The sequence below is a fragment of the Wenzhouxiangella marina genome, from assembly GCF_001187785.1.
In the GTDB taxonomy this organism is placed as follows: domain Bacteria; phylum Pseudomonadota; class Gammaproteobacteria; order Xanthomonadales; family Wenzhouxiangellaceae; genus Wenzhouxiangella; species Wenzhouxiangella marina.
The window spans coordinates 1,223,543-1,243,741 of sequence record NZ_CP012154.1 but is presented as its reverse complement, the minus strand read 5'-3'; the positions used below and the strand labels follow the sequence as shown (position 1 = coordinate 1,243,741).

At 65.9% G+C, this 20,199-nt stretch carries 20 protein-coding genes and 1 other RNA gene; 9 read left to right on the top strand and 12 right to left on the bottom strand.

Features of this window, described 5'->3' with window-relative positions; all coding sequences use genetic code 11:
- Positions 1 to 4 precede the first annotated feature (4 nt).
- From WM2015_RS05290 to dusA, 3 genes are all read right to left on the bottom strand, one after another.
- Complete coding sequence (locus WM2015_RS05290; protein WP_049725067.1) at positions 5 to 235, bottom strand: PepSY domain-containing protein; 231 nt, start codon at positions 233 to 235, stop codon at positions 5 to 7.
- Positions 236 to 335: 100 nt separating this feature from the next.
- Positions 336 to 1,253 carry an arginine deiminase-related protein gene (locus tag WM2015_RS05285; protein ID WP_211260965.1) on the bottom strand — a complete coding sequence of 306 codons (918 nt, stop codon included), beginning with the start codon at positions 1,251 to 1,253 and terminating at the stop codon, positions 336 to 338.
- A 94-nt stretch (positions 1,254 to 1,347) separates the two neighbouring features.
- A complete protein-coding gene (dusA, locus tag WM2015_RS05280) occupies positions 1,348 to 2,304 on the bottom strand; it encodes a tRNA dihydrouridine(20/20a) synthase DusA (RefSeq protein ID WP_082169472.1) in 957 nt (318 codons plus the stop codon).
- Between the two features lie 191 nt (positions 2,305 to 2,495).
- Between dusA and WM2015_RS05275 the strand changes: the two genes are divergently transcribed.
- Together WM2015_RS05275 and WM2015_RS05270 are read left to right on the top strand one after the other, a co-directional pair.
- A complete protein-coding gene (locus tag WM2015_RS05275) occupies positions 2,496 to 3,524 on the top strand; it encodes a GGDEF domain-containing protein (RefSeq protein ID WP_049725065.1) in 1,029 nt (342 codons plus the stop codon).
- Between the two features lie 210 nt (positions 3,525 to 3,734).
- Positions 3,735 to 6,677 carry a TonB-dependent receptor plug domain-containing protein gene (locus WM2015_RS05270; RefSeq protein ID WP_049725064.1) on the top strand — a complete coding sequence of 981 codons (2,943 nt, stop codon included), beginning with the start codon at positions 3,735 to 3,737 and terminating at the stop codon, positions 6,675 to 6,677.
- A 79-nt stretch (positions 6,678 to 6,756) separates the two neighbouring features.
- Here WM2015_RS05270 and rpiA read toward each other — a convergent pair whose 3' ends face one another.
- From rpiA to WM2015_RS05245, 6 genes are all read right to left on the bottom strand, one after another.
- A complete protein-coding gene (gene rpiA, locus WM2015_RS05265; protein WP_049725063.1) occupies positions 6,757 to 7,410 on the bottom strand; it encodes a ribose-5-phosphate isomerase RpiA in 654 nt (217 codons plus the stop codon).
- On the bottom strand, positions 7,407 to 7,874 hold the full coding sequence (locus WM2015_RS05260) for an EVE domain-containing protein (RefSeq protein ID WP_049726986.1): 468 nt from the start codon (positions 7,872 to 7,874) through the stop codon (positions 7,407 to 7,409). Before WM2015_RS05260 ends, rpiA begins: the two co-directional genes overlap by 4 nt.
- A 77-nt stretch (positions 7,875 to 7,951) precedes the next feature.
- Complete coding sequence (locus WM2015_RS05255) at positions 7,952 to 8,551, bottom strand: 5-formyltetrahydrofolate cyclo-ligase (RefSeq protein ID WP_049725062.1); 600 nt, start codon at positions 8,549 to 8,551, stop codon at positions 7,952 to 7,954.
- A 198-nt stretch (positions 8,552 to 8,749) separates the two neighbouring features.
- Positions 8,750 to 8,936, bottom strand: a non-coding RNA gene (gene ssrS, locus WM2015_RS15575) — 6S RNA.
- Between the two features lie 12 nt (positions 8,937 to 8,948).
- Positions 8,949 to 9,248 (bottom strand): cell division protein ZapA, encoded by a 300-nt coding sequence (locus tag WM2015_RS05250; protein ID WP_049725061.1) that lies wholly within the window; start codon positions 9,246 to 9,248, stop codon positions 8,949 to 8,951.
- Between the two features lie 4 nt (positions 9,249 to 9,252).
- Positions 9,253 to 9,477: a TIGR02449 family protein gene (locus tag WM2015_RS05245; RefSeq protein WP_049725060.1), complete on the bottom strand. Its 225-nt coding sequence runs from the start codon at positions 9,475 to 9,477 to the stop codon at positions 9,253 to 9,255.
- 133 nt (positions 9,478 to 9,610) lie between these two features.
- Between WM2015_RS05245 and WM2015_RS05240 the strand changes: the two genes are divergently transcribed.
- Genes WM2015_RS05240 through WM2015_RS05220 form a run of 5 tightly spaced genes read left to right on the top strand, consistent with a single transcriptional unit; the run spans position 9,611 to position 14,770 of the window.
- Positions 9,611 to 10,141 (top strand): UPF0149 family protein, encoded by a 531-nt coding sequence (locus tag WM2015_RS05240; RefSeq protein WP_049725059.1) that lies wholly within the window; start codon positions 9,611 to 9,613, stop codon positions 10,139 to 10,141.
- Complete coding sequence (locus WM2015_RS05235; RefSeq protein ID WP_049725058.1) at positions 10,138 to 11,439, top strand: aminopeptidase P N-terminal domain-containing protein; 1,302 nt, start codon at positions 10,138 to 10,140, stop codon at positions 11,437 to 11,439. Before WM2015_RS05240 ends, WM2015_RS05235 begins: the two co-directional genes overlap by 4 nt.
- The gene (locus tag WM2015_RS05230; protein ID WP_049725057.1) at positions 11,436 to 12,638 is read left to right on the top strand and encodes an FAD-dependent oxidoreductase; all 1,203 of its coding nucleotides are present in this window, start codon (positions 11,436 to 11,438) and stop codon (positions 12,636 to 12,638) included. The genes WM2015_RS05235 and WM2015_RS05230 overlap by 4 nt, the downstream gene beginning before the upstream one ends.
- Complete coding sequence (locus WM2015_RS05225; protein WP_049725056.1) at positions 12,638 to 13,843, top strand: FAD-dependent oxidoreductase; 1,206 nt, start codon at positions 12,638 to 12,640, stop codon at positions 13,841 to 13,843. The genes WM2015_RS05230 and WM2015_RS05225 overlap by 1 nt, the downstream gene beginning before the upstream one ends.
- A gap of 30 nt (positions 13,844 to 13,873) precedes the next feature.
- Complete coding sequence (locus WM2015_RS05220; RefSeq protein ID WP_049725055.1) at positions 13,874 to 14,770, top strand: DMT family transporter; 897 nt, start codon at positions 13,874 to 13,876, stop codon at positions 14,768 to 14,770.
- A gap of 5 nt (positions 14,771 to 14,775) precedes the next feature.
- Here WM2015_RS05220 and ung read toward each other — a convergent pair whose 3' ends face one another.
- Complete coding sequence (ung, locus tag WM2015_RS05215; RefSeq protein ID WP_281173135.1) at positions 14,776 to 15,474, bottom strand: uracil-DNA glycosylase; 699 nt, start codon at positions 15,472 to 15,474, stop codon at positions 14,776 to 14,778.
- A 326-nt stretch (positions 15,475 to 15,800) separates the two neighbouring features.
- Here ung and WM2015_RS05210 point away from each other — a divergent pair, with 326 nt between their 5' ends.
- Positions 15,801 to 16,847, top strand: coding sequence for an NAD(P)/FAD-dependent oxidoreductase (locus WM2015_RS05210; RefSeq protein ID WP_211260964.1), 1,047 nt, complete (start codon positions 15,801 to 15,803; stop codon positions 16,845 to 16,847).
- Positions 16,848 to 16,859: 12 nt separating this feature from the next.
- Here WM2015_RS05210 and WM2015_RS05205 read toward each other — a convergent pair whose 3' ends face one another.
- Together WM2015_RS05205 and WM2015_RS05200 are read right to left on the bottom strand one after the other, a co-directional pair.
- Positions 16,860 to 17,192: a glutaredoxin family protein gene (locus WM2015_RS05205; protein ID WP_049725052.1), complete on the bottom strand. Its 333-nt coding sequence runs from the start codon at positions 17,190 to 17,192 to the stop codon at positions 16,860 to 16,862.
- Positions 17,192 to 17,749 (bottom strand): YceI family protein, encoded by a 558-nt coding sequence (locus WM2015_RS05200; RefSeq protein WP_049725051.1) that lies wholly within the window; start codon positions 17,747 to 17,749, stop codon positions 17,192 to 17,194. Before WM2015_RS05200 ends, WM2015_RS05205 begins: the two co-directional genes overlap by 1 nt.
- Before the next feature lie 172 nt (positions 17,750 to 17,921).
- Here WM2015_RS05200 and WM2015_RS05195 point away from each other — a divergent pair, with 172 nt between their 5' ends.
- On the top strand, positions 17,922 to 20,189 hold the full coding sequence (locus WM2015_RS05195) for a M36 family metallopeptidase (protein ID WP_049725050.1): 2,268 nt from the start codon (positions 17,922 to 17,924) through the stop codon (positions 20,187 to 20,189).
- Positions 20,190 to 20,199 lie beyond the last annotated feature (10 nt).

Genomic DNA, 20,199 nt, shown 5'->3' with positions numbered 1-20,199 from the left:
CGAATCAATCCCCATCGGCCGGCACGCGCACGGTGCGCACGACGCCGTCCCGGGTCAGCACCCGGATGACATGGACACGGCGGCCATCGCGTTCGACGGTCTGCGCGGAGACCACGCGACCCTCGTACTGGCGCGCCACGCGCTCGGCGGCTTCGCGCAGGGTGATGGCCCAGGCCGAGACGGTCATCAGACCGCTCAGCAACAGCACCATCAGTATGCGCAGCCATGCCTTCACTCGTCGTTTCTCCTGCCCACGGTGTTCCAAGTCTGGCTGCATTGTAAACACGCCGGCTTAATCCCGCCTGAATCGACCAGGACGGGCGGCATCACGAAACTCAATAGATCTCGGCCACGCAGCAACGCAGGCTACCGCCGGCCTTTTCGATCTCGTCGAGTTCGATGCCATGGATCTCGAAGCCCCAGCTCCTGAGCTGCTCGAGCTTGTCCTCCGGGAGCGCATCGACGGCGGTCTGACTCATGAACAGGTCCTTGAAGTTCAGCGCGATGCAATTGCCCGCGAAGGCTTCCTTCTCTTCCCGGGTGATGCGAAGCACATGGCCGGGATAGGCCTCGGCGATGGCCTCGGGCACCTCGGGATCGGCGAAGGCGTCGGGGCAGATCACCAGGGCGCGGGAGGCGAGAATCGCCATCACGACATTGGTGTGGTACTCGCTGGGCTTGAGATCGAACTGGAAGCTCAGGGCCAGATCGAAGGCCTCGTGCATGGCCTCGCAGCCGGCCTGATCGACGCGCTGACTCATGCCGCAATAGCCGATGCGGTGACTGCGATCGATCACCAGGGCCCCGGTCAGTTCGGCGACCAGATCGCGCCGGGACAGATCGACCTCCTCGTAGCCGAGCAGATCGGAGAAGAACTGGCGGATGTCCGGTCGCCGCGCTTCCAGCTGGCGCTCCGGGTGCAGCATGCGGCCGATGATGCAGCGCCCGGGTATGGTGGCGAAGACATTGTTGGGAAACAGATCGTCCGGCGTGCTCGAATGCCCGGGAAAGCGGACCAGGGGGATGCCGCAGGCCGTGATCCGTTCGCTCAGGCGACGGTGCTGGTCGAGGGCCCGAGCCGGATCGACCTGGACGCTCAGGTCCATGTAGACGTTGTCGCGCGCCGACTGCTCGCTCAATCGAAAATCCGTCGGCTCGACGAGAAAGACCGCGCGCGGCACGGCCGGCGCATCGCTGTTGAGCCAGCCGGCCGCGATCTGGGCACGGAAGTCATCGGGTTGGTTGACGATCAAGGCCTGGCACTCCCGGACGAGGCATGAGGGAGCGACATTCTAAATCCATTCGGGCCGGGAGGAACGCCTGCAGGCGGGCAACTTGCACGGCCGTTCAGGATTCCGGGCAGGCCTCGATCAGCAGCTCGGGGCCGGCACCGTCCAGGTGCATGTTCTGACTCAGGCGCTGGCGCCAGGCGCGTGCGCCGGGCCGGGAGTGGAACAGACCGAGCATGTGCCGCGCCACCTGCTGCAGCCGCCCGCCTCTGGCCAGATGCGCTTCCGCGTAATCCGCCATCCGCTCGACCACTTCGCGACGGCTGCTCGCCACGCGCTGCCCCAGACGGGCCCCGACTTCGGCGAGGATCCACGGGTCCTGGTAGGCGGCCCGCCCCAGCATGACGCCATCCAGATCGACCAGCTGCTGCATCGCGCTGTCCGGGTCGACGATGCCACCATTGATGACGACCTTCAGTTCGGGCAGACGAGCCTTGAGGCGGTGCACGCGCGGGTAGTCCAGCGGCGGTACTTCACGATTCTGCTTCGGGCTGAGGCCGGACAGCCAGGCCTTGCGTGCGTGCACGATGACCGTGTCGATACCGCTCTCCAGGACCCGATCGATGAAGGCGGAGAAATGCGCCTCGTCATCCAGCTCGTCGACGCCGATCCGGGTCTTCAGGGTGACGGGCCGATCGCCGGCCCCGCGCATGGCCGCGAGCAGATCCCTGACCAGCGCCGGCTCCTTCATCAGACAGGCGCCGAAGCGGCCCTTCTGGACCCGATCGGAGGGGCAACCGACGTTCAGATTCAGCTCGTCATAGCCCCAGTCGATGGCGATCCGCGAGGCCAGCGCCAGATCGTCGACCTCGCTGCCACCCAGCTGCAGCGCCACGGGATGCTCGGCCTCATCGAAACCCAGCAGGCGTTCGCGATCCCCATGCAGGATGGCGCCGGTCGTGACCATTTCCGTGTAGAGCAGTGCGTCGCCGTTGATCTGCCGATGGAAGTATCGGCAGTGGCGATCCGTCCAGTCCATCATCGGGGCCACGGACAATCGGATGGAGTAAGTCATTGGATGGGTCGGGAATCCGTTCTGGGGCGGGTTCGAAGCCTTTTCGCCCGGAAATGGCCAATTGATGCGGATTGTATTCGAAAATCATCATGTTGCCGCCGCTGCGACACTGTGTCATAGTCAGACGGTCGGGGCAGATTGGTTGGCCGCCGCGACCCGAATCGGGACCGTCGCAAGGGGAAACAGGTCCGTTGAACACGCAGGATCCAGACCAGCACGTCGGTTCGGCCCATCCGGTCGAGGGGCTCGATCTGCTCAGAGATCGCCGCCTGGAACTGTCGGTCATGAACTACATCGGCGGCACGACCGCCCTGGTCGTGACCGTGTTCTCGGTGTATCGATTCGCCACCGGCGACTGGTCGGGCGGCCTGACCAACGCAATCATCGTCACCATGGTGCTGGGCACCATCCTGCTGGGTCAGCTGCCCCGGTTCCGGAACCTGGCACTCATGCTGTTCGGCCTGGTCAGCACCGTCTCCTGCCTGCTCAGCGCCCTGCTGGTCAGCAGCAACGGCCTGCTCTGGACCTACATCGTGCTGTGGATCAATCTGCTGATCCTGCCGCGCCGCCTGTCCGCGCTCCTCAATCTGACCGTAATCGTCATTCTGACCTCCCAGGACGCCCTGTTCACGGATCTGCTGCACCGCATCAGCTGGTCGGCGGTGGCGGTGATGTTCAGCGTCTTCGGCCTGGTCTTCGTCACCCAGCTCCGATCGCAGCGCAAGATGCTGGCCCGCCTGGCCTCGCAGGATCCACTGACCGGCGCCGGCAATCGGCGGCTCATGCAGCATCGCCTCGAAACGGCGGTGAAGGAGCACAGCAGGCGCGGGCGCCCGGCAACCCTGGTCGTGCTGGATCTGGACCTGTTCAAGGAATTGAACGATCAGCACGGCCATGAGGCCGGCGATCTTGCGCTGCAACGCTTCGCGATCGATGTCCGACAAGCCCTCCGCCAGGAAGACGGTCTGTACCGGATGGGCGGCGAGGAGTTCGTGCTGCTGCTGCCCGACATGGACGACGAGACGGCCAGCCGCGCCCTGCCCGAACTGCATCGGCGCCTGAGCGGCGGGACGTCCAGCCCCAGCGGGCCGCTCCGCTTTTCCGCCGGCGCGGCGACGATCCGACCCGGCGAAGGCTGGTCGCGCTGGCTGGCGCGCGCCGATCGGGCTCTCTACCAGGCCAAGGCCAGCGGCCGTGACCGCCTGGCGATTGCCGACTGAAGCCAATCCCGGCCGGCAGCAAACGACTGCTCGAAGCCCGCGAATCGGGCGTTATCCATCCTCGCCCCACCCTTCATCCAAATCAGGCTTGATCCCGTGAACTTTTTGTGAGATTTTTGTCACGCGATCGGATCGGGGGAGGGGTCATCCCGCTCGAGCCGACAGGGGGGATCGCGAAGCCATTCGCAATCCACCAGGGAGTTCAATTCCATGTCTGACAATCGAATGCGCCGGTGGCCAGCTTCGCTGCTGACCGCCTGCCTTCTCATGCCTGCCGGTTTCGCCCCCGGGGTTTTCGCCCAGGACGAGCAGGAACAAGCCGAGCTCGATCGGGTCCAGGTCACCGGCTCGCGCATCCGCCGCAGCGCCGTCGAGGGACAATCGCCGATCCTGACCATTTCACGCAGCGACATCCAGGCCACGGGTCTGAGCTCGGTGGCTGACGTGCTGCAGGAAATGACCACGGGCGGCTCGGCCCTGAACACGAAACTCAACTCTTCCGGCAACTTCGGCTTCCCGCCGGACGGCAGCGGCGTCGGTGCCGGCTCGGCCACGGTCGATCTGCGCCACCTCGGCTCCAAGCGCGTCCTGGTACTGGTCGACGGCCTGCGCTGGGTCAACGAGTCCTCCGCCTCGGGCGTGAGCAGCTTCGTCGACCTCAACACCATCCCGCTGGCCATGGTCGATCGCATCGAAGTTCTCGAGGACGGGGCCTCGTCGATCTACGGCAACGATGCCATCGGCGGCGTGGTCAACGTCATCACCCGCAGTGACTTCGAAGGCGCCGAACTGCAGACCAGCTATGGCCAGTACGACGAAGGCGACGGTGAGACCTGGCAGGCCGAGCTGTCGCTCGGTGGGCAATCCGATCGCCTGCGCTACTTCTTCAGCGTCAGCGGCATGGACCAGAGCGAGGTCAACTCGCGCGACCGCGCCATCTCCTCGCTGCCGGTGCCCAATACGGGCCTGACCCGCGGCAGTTCCGGCACCCCGCGCGGGCGCTTCATCTTTGCCGATCCGGGCACCGGTGACGTCTACGACATCACCCTGCGCCAGCCGGTGCCGGGCGTCCCGGACTGGGATCCGGCCGACCCCTTCGGGCCGAACTCGGACTACCAGCCGTTCACCAACGACGATCGCTACAACTACGCCGAGTACAACCTGCTGCTCACGCCGAACAAGCGCACCAGCTTCTTCACCAACCTGAACTACGAGCTGAACGATTCGGTCGAGCTCTGGGTCCGTGCCCTGTACAACGAGCGTGAGTCACGCAACCGGGCCGCACCCGAGCCACTGTTCCTCGGCAACGGCGCCGGCACGGGTGGCCTGGCCGACAGCGTGTCGATCGATGCGACCAACCCCTACAACCCCTTCGGCTACACCCTGGACGGCAACAGCAACCTGATCCTGCTGGGCCGTCGTCCGATCGAGAACGGTCCGCGCATCTTCGACCAGGACGTCACCACGCGTTACCTGGCCGGCGGCCTGCGCGGGGACTTCGCGCTGGGCAGTCGCTACTACTTCTGGGACGTGAACCTGATCGATGCGCGCTCGCGCGCCGACCAGCGCACCCAGGGCAGCTTCAATATCGCGCGCATCGCCGATGCCCTCGGACCGGTCGACACCTGCCTGAACGACATCCCGGGCTGCGTGCCGCTCAATCTGTTCGGCGGCGTCGGCAGCATCACGCCGGACATGCTCGACTTCATCACCTTCACCGGCCAGGACGTGTCCGAACAGAATCTCAGCAGCATCTCGGCCAACCTGAGCGGCGACATCGCCGAACTGCCGGCGGGCATGATGGGCTTCGCCGGGGGTGTGGAGTATCGCGAGCTGTCGGGCTTCTACCAGCCGGACTCGGTGATCGTGGCCGGCGAGAGCAATGGCGTTCCGTCCTCACCGACCTCGGGCGAATACGACGTCACCGAATTCTATGGCGAGGTGATCGTTCCCCTGCTGGCCGGCCGGACCGGCTTCGAGCAACTGGACTTGAGCGCCGCCGTGCGTCATTCGGACTTCTCGACCTTCGGTAACGAGACCACCGCCAAGCTGGGTCTGCGCTGGCAGGTCAGCGAGGACTTCCTGCTGCGCGCCACCTGGGCCGAGGGCTTCCGCGCCCCGGGCATCGGTGAGCTGTTCGGTTCGATCTCGCGCTTCGACGCGGTGCTGGCCGACCTGTGCAGCGACTTCCTCAACAGCGGTGCCTCCCAGGCCATCATCGACAACTGCGTCGCCCTGGGCGTGCCGGCCGACGGCAGCTTCACCCAGGTCAACCCGCAGATCTCGATCTCGACCGGCGGCAACGAGGCGCTGGAGCCCGAGACCTCGGAAAGCTACACGGCGGGCTTCGTCTACAGCCCGAGCTGGATCGACGACATGGCCTGGGCCAATCGCCTGGACCTGAGCCTGACCTGGTACCAGCACGAGCTCGATGACGCCATTCAGGCCATCGACGCCCAGACCCAGCTCAACGGCTGCATCCGCACCCTGAACCCGACGCTCTGCAACGGCATCGGGCGTTCCTCGAGCGGCGCGATCAACCAGTTCAACAACCAGCTCACCAACATCGGTGGCATCGAGACCTCCGGCGTCGACGTCAACATCGACTACGTCAGCCCCGAGTGGAGCTGGGGCCGGGTCGACGTGGCCTGGAAGAACAGCTTCGTGACCAAGTACGACGAACTGCTGCTCGACCCGAACGACCCGGGCCGACTCGTGGCGCGTCCCCTCGAAGGTCTGGAAGAGAACGACGGCGCCATCCCGGAATGGCAGTCGAACCTCTTCATCAACTGGAGCTGGGGCGACTGGCAGGCCAACTGGACCGTTCGCCTGATCGATGGGGTGACCGAGTCCTGCTCGGACTTCCTGGACGGCACGCCGAACAGCCTGACCAACCTCGGCCTGTGCTCGGACCCGGACTTCGACGACAACACCAATTCGAAGAACTCGCTCGGCACGACGGTCTACAACAACGTCCAGTTCGGCTGGCAGCGTCAGATGCGCGACTACGGTCTGTCGCTCAACGCCGGCGTCCGCAACCTGTTCGATCGTGAACCGCCGACCTGCTACAGCTGTTCACTGAACGGCTTCGATGTCACCACGCACGAGCTGCCCGGTCGCTTCTTCTACCTTCGGGCCGGCGTCACCTTCTGATCCGAAAGGATCGGACGCTCCAAAGCAGTGTTTCTCCCCCGGCCACCGTGCCGGGGGAGTTTTCTTGAAGGGACTTGAATCAGCGGCTCTGAATGCCGTCTTCGCTGGCCACCAGCACGGTGTCTGCGGGGCGATGGGCGAACAGACCGCAGCACACCACCCCGGGGATCCGGTTGATTCGATCTTCCATCGCCACCGGATCGATCAGGTCCAGATTGCGCACGTCCAGGATGAGGTTGCCGTTGTCGGTCGTGAAGCCCTCACGCAGGGCCGGCTGGCCACCCAGCTTGGCCAGCTGTCGCGCGACGAAGGAGCGTGCCATCGGGATCACTTCGATCGGCAGCGGAAACTCGCCGAGAATCGGGCGGCACTTGCTCGCATCGACGATGCAGACGAAGCGGCGACTGGCGCCGGCGATGATCTTCTCGCGCGTCAGCGCGCCACCGCCGCCCTTGATCAGGCGCTTGTGCTCGTCGACCTCGTCGGCCCCGTCGATATAGAGCTCGAGATCGCCCGTGTGGTTGAGCTCGACCACGCGCACACCGATCGCCTTGAGGCGTTCCGTGGTCGCCTCTGACGAAGAGACGGCCGCTTCGAGCCGCTTGCCGGAGGCGGCCAGCTGGTCGATGAAGGCGTTCACCGTGCTCCCCGTGCCGACGCCCAGCAGCATGCCATCCTCGACGTGCTTGAGGGCTGCTTGCGCAACTTCGATCTTCAGGCGTTCCTGACTCATTGCTTCTCCAATCCCAGCAGATAATCCCATTGTGCGTCGTCGACAGGCATGATCGACAGGCGATTGCCGCGCCGGGTCAGGGCAAAATCACCCAGGGCCTCGGCGTGCTCCTTGATCTCGTTGAGCGAAAGCACTCGGTCGAGATGCCGCTCGTACTTGACGTCGACGAGGATCCAGCGCGGATTGTCCGGGTCGCTCTTGGGGTCGTAGTACTTGGAATCCGGGTCGAACTGCCAGCGGTCAGGGTACGGTTCGCTGGCCACCGTGGCGATGCCGACGATACCGGGCACCTTGCAATTCGAGTGGTAGAAGAAGATCCTGTCGCCGACCTTCATCTCGTCGCGCATGAAATTCCTCGCCTGATAGTTGCGAACGCCGTCCCAGGGTTCGGTCCGATCGGGGCGATTCTTCAGATCATCGATGCTGAAGGCATCGGGCTCGGATTTCATCAGCCAGTAGTTCATGGCCATCCTCTCGCTTTCTTCAAAAACGCGGCAAAGGGTAACCCGAAAGCCGCGAGCAGCGGCTCCGGATCGCCACCTCAGTCTTCGGTGAAGCGCTTCAATCCACGATCGGTGATCACCCCGTCGATCGGCACGTCCCAGTGCTGGGCCGGCAGGCTGTCGACTTCCTGCAGGCTGTAGGCCGTGCCGATCAGGCTGGGGCCCTGGCCGGGCTGGCTCAGGCGGAATTCGAAGGCACGATCGTAGAAGCCTGCCCCCATGCCCAGGCGCGTGCCCGATGGAGAAAAGGCAACCAGGGGCATGAACACCACGTCCAGGCGCTCGATCGGGCAGGGCTTGCCGTCGAGGGGCTCGGGAATGCCGAAGCGGTTCCTGCGCAGGGCCTGGCCCGGCGTCCAGCGTCGGAACTCCATGTGCGAGCCGTCGACCACCGGGAGGTGGATTCGCCGTCCGGCCTGGTGCAGGGCCTCGAGGGCCGGCATCAGGTCCGGTTCACCGCGAAAGGCATGAAAGCCGGCGAGGTTCAGGCCATCACGTTCATCGAGGTAGCGCAGCAGATGCGCGCAGATGCGTCGATCGAGCTGCAGGCGTTGATGCGGGTGCAATCGCTCGCGCTCGGCGACCAGACGGGCCCGGAGCTCGGCCTTGAGGTCCGGTGTCTCGCTGCTAGCCCGCATTATTCATGGATCGCCGCGATGATTGCGCAGGGAACGGTTCGCACAGGGGATTTTCCGGCCGAGTGGAATACCATGCTGTATTTCCGAGGGAGGAAAATTCACTGTGCGGACAAGGACCAAGCAAGGGCGCGAGCGTATGCATGATTAGAGCTCATCGGCGTTGCTGCTCGCTTCGAAGGGGAAGGATCGGTAAGAGTGGCGCTCTCCGCCTGTGCCGCTGCAGGTCGGTGACCTTGAACCAGAGGTTCAAGTGGGTCGGCTCTTCACGCCTTCAGGCCATTCGCGGTTACGCGACCGGCACACCAGCGATGAAAGGCGCCGTCCCGAGGTCGATAAGTAGGGACAAGGCATATTACTTTCCTGCTGGCGAACACCGCAGAGAGCGCCTGTATCCAGTCTAATCCCCGGGCAGACCCTGATCAAGCTCGATCGCCATCTGACGAACGCGGCGGTCGATCATTTCTTCGCGATCGGCGAGCTGCTGACGGAGCTTGAGGACCTCTTCGGCCAGGTTCAGCGCACTCATGACCGCGATCTTGTCGATCGAGGAGATGCGCCCGGAATCCCGGATCTCGCGCATCTGGTGATCCAGGAACAGGGCCGACTCCATCAGGGCCCGGCGCTGCTCCGGCGCGCACATCACGCGGTACTCGCGCTCCAGGATTCGGACCGTGACCGGTTCGTTCGCGTTGCTCATCGGCCTACCCCGCGTTCTCTAGCGCCTTGAGACGCTCGATCATGGCCTCCACCCGCTCGCGGGCCTCCTCGTTGCGCTGGACCAGCTGAGCCCGCTCGGACACCAGGGATTCCTGGCGTGTGTGCAGGGATCGATTCTCTTCTTCCAGCCGCCGAATGCGCTCCAGCATCTCGCGCAGACGCTGCTGAAGACGGTCCAGCGCCGAGCTGGTCTCTTGCAACGATTCCATAAGCGACGCGTTCTTCTAGGGATTACAGAGGCTTAATCTTAGTTCTTTAGGTCATCACTTCACAAGCGCCCTGCCTCACTCGGCCCACGGCCCCGATGATAAACTGCTCTTTTCGACCCTTCCGCTCCGCACCATGCCCACTCAACAGGAATCGAAGCTGGCCTGGATCCTGGCCCTGGCCGCCGACAAGGACCCGGCCGGCATCGCCGAGACCCACGCCGTGGTCATCGGCCTGCTCTGCGCCCGACCCGACCAGGACGAGGCCGCACTGGCCGGCCACCTGGCCGCGCTCCAGGTCGGTGATCTGTCGCCCGACGAAATCCTCGCTCAGCTCGGCCCCGCGCTCAGCTCACTGAAGGATGAGCTGGCCTCGACGGAACTGAGCTTCCAGCCGCTGCTGCCGACGGAAGACCGGCCGTTGGGCGAACGTACCGCCTGCCTGGCCCGCTGGTGCTCGGGTTTCCTGACCGGCTTCGGCGCCGGTTCACCCACGCTGAAATCGGAAGAATCGCACGAGGCCCTGCGCATGATCGAACAGATCGCACGCGCCACGACCGATGACGACAGCGATCAGGAAGCGGAGGAATCCGCCTTTGCCGAGCTGACCGAGTTCCTGCGCGTGGCCGTCCTGCTGCTGCGCGAGGAAAGCCTGACCCGGCAATGATCAAGCGCGAGGAGTTCCAGCGCCGCCGCCGGCGCCTGATGACCGAGGCCGGGGAACACGCCCTGATCCTGGTGCCGGCCGCGCCCGAACACCTGCGCAATGGGGACAGCCACTACCCGTATCGCCAGGACAGCGATTTCCTCTACCTCACCGGCCTGTCCGAGCCCGAAGCCGTGCTGGCCATGGCCCCCGGTCGGGCCGGCGGCGAGCAGATCCTGTTCTGCCGCCCTCGCGACCCCGAGCGCGAGCGCTGGGACGGCCCTCGCCTGGGCCTGGAAGGTGCCGTCGAGCAGCTCGGCGTCGACGACGCCTTTCCGATCGCCGACCTCGATGACATCCTGCCCGGCCTGATGGAGGGCTGCGCCCGGGTCTACCACCCGGTCGGCAAGGATCCGGCCTTCGACCAGCGCGTGATGGACTGGCGCAAGCGCCTGCGCGAACAGCGGCGCGGCGAGAAGGGTCCGGGCGAGATCGTCTCCCTCGAGTACCTTCTGCACGAGCAGCGCCTGGTCAAGTCGCGCGAGGAGATCCGCTGCATGCAGCGCGCGGCGCGCATCTCGGCCCAGGCCATCGTTCGCGCCATGCAGCAGTGCCGGCCCGGCATGAACGAGTCCGAGATCATGGCCGAGCTGCTCCACGAATATCAGCGCAACGGCTGCCCGCCGGCCTATCAGCCGATCGTGGCCGGTGGTTCCAACGCCCTGGTTCTGCACTACATCAGCAACAATCAGGCGCTGGCCGACGGCGATCTGCTGCTGATCGACGCGGGCTGCGAATTCGATGGCTACGCCGCCGACATCTCGAGAACCTTCCCGGTCAACGGCCGCTTCACCGCGGAGCAGAAAGCCGCCTACGAAGTCGTGCTATCCGCTCAGGCGGCCGCCATCGATCAGGTCCGCATCGGGCGCCCCTTCGAGGCCTACCATGAAGCCGCCGTGCGGCGCCTGACCGAGGGCCTGGTCGAACTCGGATTGCTGGCAGGCGGGGTCGATGGATTGATCGAAAGCGAGGCCTACCGGCGCTTCTACATGCACAAGACCGGCCACTGGCTCGGCCTCGACGTGCACGACGTCGGCGACTACCGTATCGACGAACAGTCTCGGGTGCTGGAGAAGAACATGGTGGTCACCGTCGAACCCGGCCTGTACATCGGCAGCGACGACGACATCCCGGCCGGCTTCCGCAACATCGGGATTCGAATCGAGGACGACATCCGGGTCACCGATGGCGAACCGGAAAACCTGACCGCCGGCGTGCCTCGCGAGGTCGCGGACATCGAAGGACTGATGGCCGGATGAGCGATCGCTTCGACGTGGTGATCGTCGGCGGAGGCCTGGTCGGCGCGACGGCCGCCGTCGCGCTGGCGTCGGCCGGCCGCCGGGTGGCCGTAGTCGAAGCGCAGGCCCGCCAGGCCGACCATCAGCCCAGCCATGACGACCGCACCCTGGTCATCAACGCCGCCTCCCTGAACGTGCTCGCCCGCCTCGATCTGTTGCCGGAGGCCTCGGTTCGGATGCCCATCGAGCGCATCGACATCACCCGCGCGGGCGGCTTCGGCCACCTGCACCTCGAAGCCCGAGACTACGGCCGCGAGCAGTTCGGCCAGGTGATCGTGGCGCGCGAGCTGGGCAATAGGGCGCTGGCCGCCCTGACATCGAACGATTCGATCAGCGAATTCTGCCCGGCGCGGCTGGCGGATTGGCAGGAGTCCGGCGACGGCCTCGAGGTCGAGCTCGACGACGGACGCCGACTGCACACCCGACTGCTGGTCGGCGCCGACGGCAATGCGTCCAAGGTCCGCGAACGCGCGGCACTCCGCTGTCAGCGAGCACCCTATGGTCAATCGGCGATGATCTTCAATGTGCTGCCCGAGCGCAGCCCCGCCGGCACCGCCTACGAACGCTTCACCCCGCGCGGACCCCTGGCCCTGCTGCCGCAGCCGGCCGGCCGCGTCGGCGTGGTCTGGATCGACCGCGACGAGGGAATCGACCAGGCCATGGAGCTCGATGATTCAACTTTGTGCGAGCAGCTCGGCGAACGCTTCGGACCCGCCCTCGGGCGATTCACCCGGCCCGGCAAGCGCGCCCGCTACCCGCTGGTCCGCCAGCGCACCGCCTGGCCGGTCGCCGAGCGCGTGGTGCTGATCGGCAATGCCGCCAACGCGGTCCATCCGGTGTCCGCCCAGGGCTTCAATCTCGGCCTTCGCGATGTCGCCGGCCTGGTCGATGCGCTGGCCGGCCTTGACGATCCCGGGAACGCCGCGGCCCTCCGTGACTATGCCCGGACCCGTCAGCCCGATCAGGACGCCACCGTCCGCTACACCGACACCCTGGCCCGCGCCTTCACCAACCCCTCGGGCCTGGCCCGGCTGGCCACGGGACTCGGCCTGGCGGCGCATGCCGGCCTGCCGGGCCTTCGAGGCCGGCTGGTCCATGCGGCGATGGGCTTTCGTCAACCGGTGCCGAGTCTGGCCCAGCCGATCGAGGAGCAGGCCTGATGCGCATCGATGTCGACGTCCTGGTGGTCGGTGGCGGCGTGGCCGGAGCCACTGCGGCGCTGCTGCTGGCCGAGCAAGGTCGGCAGGTCGCGCTGGTCGATGCTCAGGCGCCGGCCTCGGACTGGCCCGGCGAGGACTACGACCCACGCGTCATTGCCCTGAGCCCCGGCTCGGCCGCCATTCTCGAGGCCGTCGGCGCCTGGCCTGGCCCCTGGGCCGATCGGATGGCCGCTTACGGCCGCATGCAGGTCCATGCGGGCCGCGGCTCGATCGAATTCAAGGCCGATCAACACGGACTCCAAGCCCTCGGCTGGATCGCCGAGATCCCGGCCCTGAGGGCCACGCTCTGGCAGCGCATCGAATCCAATCCGCGCATCCAGCTGTTCTGCCCGGATCGCCTCGGCGAGGTCGAGCTCGACGGCCCGCGCGCGCGCGCCCGGCTCGAGTCCGGTCCGCGGCTGAGTGCCGAACTGCTGATCGCCTCCGACGGCGCGCGCAGCCCGCTTCGCCGCCTGGCGGGCATCGAGGTCGATGAGTGGCACTACAACCAGCATGCCCTGATCGCGCCGGTCCGCACCGAGCGCCCGAACGACGGCCTGGCCTGGCAGCGATTCACCGACTTCGGTCCCCTGGCGCTGCTACCGCTCGCTGATGGGCGCTCCTCGATCGTCTGGTCCCAGGCCAGCGAACGCACCCTCGCCCAGGTCAAGATGCCGGCCGAGGAATTCCTGTTCGAGATCAACGCCTGCCAGGACAGCCCGATGGGTGAGGTGCTGGAGGTCGGCGCCCGCCACGCCCTGCCGCTGGTGCGACGCCGGGCACGACGACTGGTCCAGGGTCCACTGGTGCTGCTGGGCGATGCGGCCCGCAGCGTCCACCCCCTGGCCGGCCAGGGTCTGAACCTCGGCCTGGCCGATGCGGCCGCGCTGGCCGAATGTCTGACGCCGGTGGAATCCCTCGCTGACCGCGGCCGCGCCCTGGACCACTACCAGCGCTGGCGGCGCTCGGCAAGCGAGCTGATCGGCGGCGGCATCCATGCCATCAATGAAACCGTTCGCCTGCCCGCCGGCCTGGGCAAGCACCTGCTCGGCGCCGGCTTCATGCTCGGCCAGGGACTCTGGCCGGCCCGCGAGCTGTTCGTCGAGCGCGCCTGTGGCTTCGACCGGGACAGTCCGGCTCTGGCCCGTCGAGCGCGCGCGGCCTGAGCCCGTCGCATCGGCGCGAGGCGGTCCCCCATGAGCCTGTCCACGCATCCCCTGCGCGCCGGCCTGCTGGTCCTCGCCGGCGCCACCCTGATCAGCTTCGCGGCCGTGTTCGCCCGCCTGGCCAACGTCGAACCGACCACCTCGGCCTTCTACCGCATGCTGTTCGGGGCGCTGGGCTTCATCCTGCTGATCAGCGTTCAAGGGCGCCTGCGTGAGGGTTTCCGTCGCGGCTGGGGCTCCTCGGGCCTGATCGCGATCTTCTTCACCGCCGATCTCTGGTTCTGGCACCGCTCCATCGACTACATCGGTCCGGGCCTGGCCACCCTGCTGGCCAATTTCCAGGTCTTCGTGCTGACCGCCGTCGGGGTGGTCTGGCTGCGTGAACGTCTGGGCTGGCGCTTCGCGACGGGGCTGGCCCTGGCCATGAGCGGGCTCTGGTTGCTGTTCGGCCGCGACTGGGCCCAGCTGCCGCCCGACTACCGTCTGGGCATCGGCTTCGGTCTGCTGACCGCCACCGCCTATGCCGCGTACCTGCTCAGCCTGCGTGGCTTCCAGATCCGGGAAGGCGGGTTTCGGCCCGAGACCCGTCTACTGCAGGTCAGCCTGTGGTGCGTGCTCATGCTGGGCCTGCTCAATCTGATCGAAGGCCATGACTTTTCGATCCCCGACCGCCAGACGCTCCTGAGTCTGATTGCCCTGGGAATCCTCTGCCAGGTCATCGGCTGGCTGCTGATCACCCGCGGGATGCCGTTCCTGCCCGCCGGCCTGGTCGGCCTGTTGCTGCTGCTCCAGCCCTCGCAGTCGATCCTTTGGGACGTGCTGATCTTCGGCCTGCGCCTGAGCCCCCTGCAGATCACCGGGGCCCTGCTGGCGCTGACGGGGATCTACTTCGGCTTCCGCGCCGCTTCCAGACGCAAGCTGGGCTGAACGGCTCAGTCGCCCAGGCGCCAGTCGATCGGCTCCAGGCCTTTGGACACCAGCCAGTCATTGGCCTGGGAAAAATGCCGACAGCCCAGAAAACCGCGATGGGCCGACAGGGGCGAAGGATGCGGCGCCTTCAGCACCAGATGCCTGGCGCGGTCGATGCGTGCACCCTTCTTCTGGGCGTGACTCCCCCAGAGCAGGAACACCACGTGATCGCAGCGTCGATTGACCACCTCGACCACGGCGTCGGTGAAGCGCTCCCAGCCCTTGCCCTGGTGGGCACCGGCCTGCCCCCGCTCGACCGTGAGCACGGCGTTGAGCAGCAGCACCCCTCGATCCGCCCAGTCCTGCAGACAACCGTGCCCTGGAATCGGCAGACCGAGGTCGGATTCGAGCTCCTTGAAGATGTTGACCAGGGACGGCGGCGGCCGAACCCCGCGCTGCACCGAGAAGCACAGGCCGTGCGCCTGCCCCGGCCCATGGTAGGGGTCCTGACCCAGGATCACGACGCGAACCGAGGATAGGGGGGTGGAATCGAGGGCGTTGAAGATCTTCGGACCCGGCGGGTAGATTTCGGCACCGGCGCGCTTGCGCTCCAGCAGAAAGCGCTTCAGCTCGAGCATGTAGGGCTCGCTGAATTCCTGCTCGAGCACGGCCAACCACTCTGGGTGGAGACGAATATCGGATCGATTGCCTTGAGTATCCAAAGATCGGAAAAACCTTGCGAATCCCTGCCCGAGCATACCCCAGCCGAAGAAACGAAAGGACCGAAGAATTCCGCTCCTTGTCGACCGAGGTTACTTGGCAGATCCTGGGGTGGTTGGTGGGTGTCGAGCTCGGGTTGGCGGAGATTGTTGAAGCATGGACCTCAGCGGGGTTTCGATGGGGCGATGATGAGCTTTGGGGTTGCAGTGGCCTCCGGTCATCCGGGGTGACTTCGTTCAGCACCTAGAAATCCGGAACCGGAAACCGGAACCCTTCGAGCTTACGCCCCCGCGCTATCATGGCGCTTTTCCAATCCCGAACCTTCAACGTGTCCGAGAATCCAACCCCCATCAAGACCGATGCGGTCATCATCGGCGCCGGCCCGGTCGGCCTGTTCCAGGTCTTCGAACTGGGTCTGCTCGACCTGAAAGCCGAGTTGATCGACAGCCTGCCCCAACCGGGCGGCCAGTGCGCGGAGCTGTATCCGGAAAAGCCGATCTACGACATCCCGGCCTACCCGGTCGTCGCCGCCCAGGAACTGATCGACAATCTGATGGCCCAGATCAAGCCCTTCAACGCCGGCATGCACCTGGGTCAGCAGGTCGAACGCTTCGAGAAGCGCGAGGACGGCCGCTTCACGGTGGTCACCTCGAAGGGCACGAGCTTCGATGCGGGCGCGGTGATCATCGCCGCGGGCCTGGGCTCCTTCCTGCCGCGCCGGCTCCGGGCCAGGAACCTCGAGCAACTCACCACCGATCAGGTGCAGTACAAGGTCACCGACCGCGAACGCTATCGCGGCAAGAAGCTGCTGATCCTCGGCGGCGGTGACTCGGCCCTCGACTGGACGATGGACCTGGCCGAGGTGGCCGACTCCATCGCGCTGATCCACCGCCGGGCGGAGTATCGGGGCGCACCGGCTTCGGTGGCCAAAGTCAAGGCCCTGGTCGAGGCCGGCAGGGTCCAGGAACATCAGGGTCTGATCATGGAAGTCCACAGCGAGGACGGACGCTTCACCGGCCTGGAGATCATGGACCTGGACAAGCAGCGCACGGTCGTCGAAGGCGACGAGGTACTGGTCTTCTGGGGCCTCGCTCCGGACCTAGGGCCGATCGCCGACTGGGGCCTGGACATCGAGAAGAAGCAGCTCTCGGTCGATACGGAACAGTTCCAGACGAGCCTGCCCGGCGTGTTCGCCGTCGGCGACATCAACACCTACCCGGGCAAGAAGAAACTGATCCTGTCAGGCTTCCACGAAGCCGCGCTGGCCGCCTTCGGCGTGCAGAAATACCTCTATCCGGACAAGCGTCAGTTCGTGCAGTACACGACGACCTCGCCGATCATGCACAAGCGCCTGGGTGTGAGCGACAAGGACTGATCGCCCCGAGGCTCAGAGGCGATCGAGGGCCTGGTCGTAGGCTTCGCGGGAGTAGCCCGCGAAGCGCTGCTCGCCGATGAAGGTCAGCGGAACACCGCGCCCCCCGGCATCTCTCCACTGCTGGTTGGCGCTGGCGGAGCCCTCGACATCGATTTCGAGGAAGTCGATGCCGCGCTCGTTCAGGTGCGCCCGCGCTCGGTCGCAGTAGCCACACCAGGGCGCGGTGAACATCACCACCTCATGCTCCGGGCTGATGTCAGCGGCCCGAAGCCTGGAACCGTCGATCTGCTTCCAGGCAAGACCGAGAATGAAGATCGCGATAACCCAGAAAGCGATGGTCCGCATCAGCGCTGCTCCCGAAGATCGAGTTCGAAGTGTACGTCCACCGTATCGGCAATGAAATCCGGATCGGCGAATTCTCCCGTGCCCACCTCGTAGGCCAGGCGGGACACCCTGGCCTCGCCCGACAGTCGCGGGACCTCGGAGGAGAAGTCGAAGCGCAGTTCGACCGGCTGCTCTACGCGAATGCCGCGCAGTTCCAATTCACCGAACGCGAGGAATCCCTCACCGTCAGGCCGCAGTGATTCGGTCTGCCAGACGGCGGTCGGAAAATCGCGGCTGGCAAAGAAGGACGACCCGGACATCATTCGATCGCGATCCGGGTTGCCTGAATCGGCCGATGCCGTGTCCACCTCGACCCTGATCCGCGCTGAGGCCAGCTTGTCGGCCTCGTCGAGACAGACGCTGACCGCAAAGGCGGTGAATCGACCATCGAAAGCACGGCCCTCGATCTGACCCACGAAACCCAGCTGGCCGTGGTCGGCGTCCGACCACCAGCAAGGCTCCGCAAGCGCCAGGCCGGGCCAAAGGGAAAATAGAACCATCAGAATGATCGGGCGCATGACTCCAGAGAAAGGCATCGACGCTGGGACAAGGATAACGACGTCCGCGCGGTATCGAGTGAAGAGGGCCGGGTGCGTCAATTCTGGGAGTTTAGTCACAAAAGTTTATTTCAAGCGAGAACTATGCCACACTGCGCGCGGCTCGACCTTCCAACCAACTACGGACTCCAACATGCAAAGGACTCTTCTCGCCGCGGCGGCCCTGTGCCTGCTGACGCTGCCGGCTGCGGCCAGCACCCCCGATCAGGCCCGACTCGCGCTGGCCGAACGCGCCGATGCCCTGGGCCTGAATGCCCAAGACATCACCGATAGCGAAGTGACCGACGACTACGTCAGCGATCACACCGGGGTCCGGCACGTCTGGCTCCGCCAGCGGGTCGACGGTTTGCCGGTCGCGCTCGCCCTGGCCAACATCAATCTCGCCGCCGATGGTCGGGTCTGGAGCGTCAACAGCCGCTTCGTCGCCGATGCCGCCCGCCGGACCAATGACCGGCAACCGACACTTTCGGCCCGGCAGGCGCTGGCGGTCTATGCCCGCGAACGTCGGCTGGAGTTCGAGGAAGCAAGCACCGAAGCATCGCGCATCGACGAGCGGAGCTGGCAATTCGACGCCCCGACGATGGCCGATCAACCGGTGCCGGTGGAGCTGGCCTGGCTGGAACACGAGGGTCGCCTGCACCTGGTCTGGCAGATGGCGGTCGATGAAAAGGACCGGAGCGACTGGTACGAGGCCTGGGTGGATGCACACGAAGGTCGCGTGCTACGCGCGGTCAACTGGACTCAGCAGGCCGCCTACCGCGTGTTCCCCGAGCCGCTTGAACACCCGGGCCAGGGCGAGGATCAGCTGGTGAGCGATCCCGCCGACCCGGACGCCTCGCCGGACGGTTGGCACACGGCCGGCACGACGAATTACACCGACACCCGGGGCAACAACGTCTTTGCCCAAGAGGACACCGATGCCAACAACGCTGACGGCCGACGGCCCGACGGTGGCGTCGACCTGAACTTCGACTTCGCGGTCGACCTCGACACCCAGCAGCCGGCCGAGTACGAGGATTTCGCCATCACCAACCTGTTCTACTGGAACAATCTGCTGCACGACGTCCTCTGGCACCACGGCTTCGACGAGGCGGCCGGCAATTTCCAGCAGGTCAATTTCACCGCCGCGGGTCTGGCCAACGATGCCGTGCGAGCCGACGCCCAGGACGGCTCGGGCACCAATAACGCCAACTTCGGCACGCCCCCCGACGGCCTCGCGCCGCGCATGCAGATGTTCGTCTGGACCGGCAGCACGCCGGCCTTCCTGCGCGTCTCGGAGCCGGCGGTCAGCGCTGGCGAGTACGCCGTGGCCTCCGCCAGCTGGGGCGAGCCCATCGGAGATCCGGGCAGCCTGGGCGAACTGGAAGTGGTCGACGATGGCAGTGGCGCGCTCGGCAGCGAGGGCTGCAGCAGCTTGCAGAATTTCACCGCCGGCAACATCGCCCTGATCCGTCGTGGCAATTGCGAGTTCGGCCTCAAGGCGCTCAATGCCGAACAGGCCGGCGCCGTGGCGGCGATCATCGTCAACAGCGAGTCCGGCAACGCCACCATCAACATGGGCCCCGGAGCCTCGGGCGGGCAGGTCACGATTCCCGTCGCGATGATCGGCAACGACGATGGCAATGCGATCATCGCCGATGCCGTCAACGCGATCACCGGCACCCTGATCCGCGAAGGTGGGCCGGCCCTGAACCGGGACAGCGACCTGGATGCCGGCGTGATCGCGCACGAGTACGGCCATGGTCTGTCCAACCGTCTGACCGGCGGCCCCTCCCAGGCCAGCTGCCTGTCAGGTCGCCAGCAGGCCGGCGAGGGCTGGAGCGATTTCCTGGCGCTCTGGTTCACCGCCAAGGACAGCGACCGATCGGACCAGCCGCGCGGCGTCGGCTCCTACCTGATCTTCCAGCAGAACATTCCGGGCGCCGGAATCCGTCCTGCGCCCTACATCCGGGATCTGAGCATCAACCCCTTGAGCTACGCCAATCTGCAGAACGCGGGCCAGCCCGGCGGTGTTTCGATTCCGCACGGGGTCGGCACGGTGTTGAACTCGGCGATGTGGGACCTGTACTGGAACCTGGTCGACAAGTACGGCTTCGACCCGGACATGCACCGGGGCAACGGCGGGAACCAGCTGGCACTGCGCCTGGTCATCGACGGTCTCAAGCTGCAGCCCTGCAGCCCGACCTTCCTCGATTTCCGCAACGCCGTGCTGCTGGCCGATGAGATCGCCAACGACAGCGCCAACCGCTGCGAGATCTGGGACGCCTTCGCCCGCCGCGGCATGGGCGTCAACGCGGATGATGGTGGAAACGCCGACGCATTGAACGTCAGCGCGGACTTCCAGCGCCCCTTGGACTGCCTCAGCGATCCGCTCCATCGGGATCGCTTCGAAGCTCAGTGATCGGTGAGCG

Excerpts from the sequence above, each read along its gene's own strand:
- WM2015_RS05255 (WP_049725062.1), bottom strand. The coding sequence starts at position 8,551 with ATGCGGGCTAGCAGCGAGACACCGGACCTCAAGGCCGAGCTCCGGGCC.
- WM2015_RS05230 (WP_049725057.1), top strand. The coding sequence starts at position 11,436 with ATGAGCGATCGCTTCGACGTGGTGATCGTCGGCGGAGGCCTGGTCGGC.
- dusA (WP_082169472.1), bottom strand. The coding sequence starts at position 2,304 with ATGACTTACTCCATCCGATTGTCCGTGGCCCCGATGATGGACTGGACG.
- WM2015_RS05240 (WP_049725059.1), top strand. The coding sequence starts at position 9,611 with ATGCCCACTCAACAGGAATCGAAGCTGGCCTGGATCCTGGCCCTGGCC.
- WM2015_RS05235 (WP_049725058.1), top strand. The coding sequence starts at position 10,138 with ATGATCAAGCGCGAGGAGTTCCAGCGCCGCCGCCGGCGCCTGATGACC.
- WM2015_RS05195 (WP_049725050.1), top strand. The coding sequence starts at position 17,922 with ATGCAAAGGACTCTTCTCGCCGCGGCGGCCCTGTGCCTGCTGACGCTG.
- WM2015_RS05200 (WP_049725051.1), bottom strand. The coding sequence starts at position 17,749 with ATGCGCCCGATCATTCTGATGGTTCTATTTTCCCTTTGGCCCGGCCTG.
- WM2015_RS05270 (WP_049725064.1), top strand. The coding sequence starts at position 3,735 with ATGTCTGACAATCGAATGCGCCGGTGGCCAGCTTCGCTGCTGACCGCC.
- WM2015_RS05205 (WP_049725052.1), bottom strand. The coding sequence starts at position 17,192 with ATGCGGACCATCGCTTTCTGGGTTATCGCGATCTTCATTCTCGGTCTT.
- WM2015_RS05245 (WP_049725060.1), bottom strand. The coding sequence starts at position 9,477 with ATGGAATCGTTGCAAGAGACCAGCTCGGCGCTGGACCGTCTTCAGCAG.
- WM2015_RS05250 (WP_049725061.1), bottom strand. The coding sequence starts at position 9,248 with ATGAGCAACGCGAACGAACCGGTCACGGTCCGAATCCTGGAGCGCGAG.
- rpiA (WP_049725063.1), bottom strand. The coding sequence starts at position 7,410 with ATGAGTCAGGAACGCCTGAAGATCGAAGTTGCGCAAGCAGCCCTCAAG.
- WM2015_RS05225 (WP_049725056.1), top strand. The coding sequence starts at position 12,638 with ATGCGCATCGATGTCGACGTCCTGGTGGTCGGTGGCGGCGTGGCCGGA.
- WM2015_RS05260 (WP_049726986.1), bottom strand. The coding sequence starts at position 7,874 with ATGAACTACTGGCTGATGAAATCCGAGCCCGATGCCTTCAGCATCGAT.
- WM2015_RS05220 (WP_049725055.1), top strand. The coding sequence starts at position 13,874 with ATGAGCCTGTCCACGCATCCCCTGCGCGCCGGCCTGCTGGTCCTCGCC.